This window comes from Acidovorax sp. NO-1, assembly GCF_000238595.1.
Lineage (GTDB): Bacteria > Pseudomonadota > Gammaproteobacteria > Burkholderiales > Burkholderiaceae_C > Acidovorax.
Window position 1 is genome coordinate 1 of record NZ_AGTS01000039.1, and the last position, 2,408, is coordinate 2,408.

3 protein-coding genes are annotated in these 2,408 nt (G+C 57.9%); 1 reads left to right on the forward strand and 2 read right to left on the reverse strand.

Features of this window, described 5'->3' with window-relative positions; translation table 11 throughout:
- Positions 1–191: 191 nt before the first annotated feature.
- A complete protein-coding gene (locus tag KYG_RS03945; protein ID WP_008903534.1) occupies positions 192–1,685 on the reverse strand; it encodes an Arm DNA-binding domain-containing protein in 1,494 nt (497 codons plus the stop codon).
- Entirely contained in the window at positions 1,678–1,923 is a 246-nt protein-coding gene (locus KYG_RS23555; protein WP_008903535.1) for a hypothetical protein, read from the reverse strand. Before KYG_RS23555 ends, KYG_RS03945 begins: the two co-directional genes overlap by 8 nt.
- 126 nt (positions 1,924–2,049) lie before the next feature.
- On the opposite strand from KYG_RS23555, the gene KYG_RS24810 reads away from it, so the two are divergent.
- A complete protein-coding gene (locus KYG_RS24810; RefSeq protein WP_008903536.1) occupies positions 2,050–2,274 on the forward strand; it encodes a hypothetical protein in 225 nt (74 codons plus the stop codon).
- Positions 2,275–2,408 lie beyond the last annotated feature (134 nt).

Consider the following 2,408-nt stretch of genomic DNA (forward strand, 5'->3'; position numbering starts at 1 on the left):
AGCTCTCGGAATATGGGGCTCGGGGATATCGGCGCACAGTGATGGGGTTCATGGTTTCCTGGCGATGAAAGACTGAAGGTGAATGAGGTGGGCGATGACACAGCGAGGGGCCTGCGTCGGACAAAGCTCCGCCCAGACCGCTGCTTGGTGCCAGCGGGGCTCGGAGGTGTCGACGGTGGCTTAGTGCGGCCTCAGGCGTGCAGCGGGTTCAGCCGTCTGACGTGAGTACGCATCGCGCCCGGGGGCGGGGGTTGCGGGTCTTCGCCCGCATGGCGTTCGGGCAGGGTGATGTCCTGCGATGTGCGTGACCGGTTTGTTCGGGCCCGTTCTGAGGCTCCAACCGCAACGCCTCGGGGTTTGGGCACGGGCATGGGCGCCCGCTCGCTGCCCCCTGCTTCGGCGAATAGGTTGCTATCGCCCACTTGCTGCAGGTGAGCGCCGTCCATGCGCAAGACCTTGCCGGTGGCAAGCCGACTGGCCAGTAGACGCTCCATGGCCGAACCGTCCTGGCGCGTGAGGTTGGGCACGTATCGGCTGTAGACCCTGAACAGCATTTCAGTGGAGGTGTGGCCGAGCTGGCGTGCGATCCATTCGGGCGCTTCACCGGAAGCCAGCCACAGGGTCGCCGCGGTGTGGCGCATCTGGTAAGGCCTGCGTTCAGTCATGTCCAGATGGCGCAGCAATGGATACCAGATGCGGTCCGTGAAGTTCTTGTTATCCAATGGCGCGCCCATCAGGTTGCAGAACACGTAGTCGGACAGTTTTCCCGTCACCTCGTACTGCTTGGTGAGGGCCTCGACTACCGGCTGGCTCATCTGGATATCGCGCTGGCTGCCGTCGGTCTTGGTGTATTCATCCTCTCCAAGAACGAAGGTCTCCCGGACCCGAATCAGGCGGTGCTCGAAATCGACGTAGCGCCATTTGAGGCCATGGACTTCTCCAGTGCGCATTCCGGTGAAAAAGCGCACGGTGAAATAGTTGCGATAGTCCGCACGGACGGTCGCCAGAATGCTCTGTACATCCTGCAGGCTGAACGGATCCACATCGACCTTGCGCACTCGGAGTCGCTTGATGTTGGTCGTGGGCGTCGTAAACTCGAATCGGTCGGCGGCTTCGTCAATGATCTGGCAAAGCGTGCCAATGATCTCGTTGATCCGTTTGGGTGAGAGTCCTTCCTTGTCTCCGCGACCTTTTACTTTGGCGAGTGTGGCGCGATAGGCAAGGATGTCGGATTTGGTGATGCTGCTGACCACCTTTTGTCCGAAGTGAGGGATCAGTCGACCGTCCAGAGTGGAGCGCAGGGATCGGATATGGCTGCGTCGCCATTCGATCTCGTGCTCTTTGAACCATTGGGCCGAGAATTCGCAGAACAATGGGCCAGTCGACTTCGGCTCTACGGCCGTCATCTCAGCCGACTCTGCGATCGCCTCCATCACCGCAGTGGGAGCCGCCTTCTCAAGGTTTGCCCGTGCAAAACGCTTGAGCGCTTTGCTGTTGGGAAAGTAGTTGGCGTATACGAAGGTGCCTGCATTGATCTCGGACTCGATCTTGGCGAGGACTTTTGCCAGCTTCTTGCGATTGATTGGGGTGTCGGTCAGTGCCGTGTACTCCCGGCACCGCTGGCCCTGAAATCTGAAGTCCATGAACAGGCTGCCCATGGTGTCTGAGTTGCGGATACTACCCATGAAGTACACCTCCATTGGCCATCGGAATGGCGCTCATCCCCGTGGGTCTCGCCACTGACACCCGCATCATGTCTCGTTGAATGGCCTCCCAACGGTAGAGGATCTTTCGCCCCCCAAAGGGACGAAAGTAGTGAATCCCCTCAAGTAAGACGCTGTCCTTCAATCGCTCGCGAATGGTCCGCACGTCGTACTTGATCCGGGCAGAAAGTTCCTCTGTGGTTAGTAGTTCAGCTTCCATGTTTTCTCCTTTGTCACCCAGCTTTATTGCTAGACGTATTTATTGTATGTCGCATAAGCACGTTGTCAACTGGTCTAGCAATAAAGGTTGTTGACCCCTTAAAATGCCGAATCAGCCGAGAAGCACATGAGCCGAAATCAACTAAACATACGGGTGAGCGATGAGTTGGAAGAGCTCATCGACAAGAAGCGCATCGAGCTAGCCTCGACGCTGAAGGTCATCCCTACGCGGTCTGACGTGGTTCGCTTTGCTCTTGAGAGTTACCTCGGGGTATCCGTGAAGCAAACTGATGCGGACCGCCGAACAACAGAGGGCAAGGCCATTTCGGCAAAGAAAAAATCCGCTGACTGAGAGACACCCCACGGACCGCCTGTCAAAGCACTAGACGCACAGACAAGACCACTCGCGATGGCATGCCAATGGTCAGTCGAACGCACTGCCTGCGGCTCATCGCCACCGTCCATTGCAGCAATCTCGATGTCTAC

Excerpts from the sequence above, each read along its gene's own strand:
- KYG_RS03945 (WP_008903534.1), bottom strand. The coding sequence starts at position 1,685 with ATGGGTAGTATCCGCAACTCAGACACCATGGGCAGCCTGTTCATGGAC.
- KYG_RS23555 (WP_008903535.1), bottom strand. The coding sequence starts at position 1,923 with ATGGAAGCTGAACTACTAACCACAGAGGAACTTTCTGCCCGGATCAAG.
- KYG_RS24810 (WP_008903536.1), top strand. The coding sequence starts at position 2,050 with ATGAGCCGAAATCAACTAAACATACGGGTGAGCGATGAGTTGGAAGAG.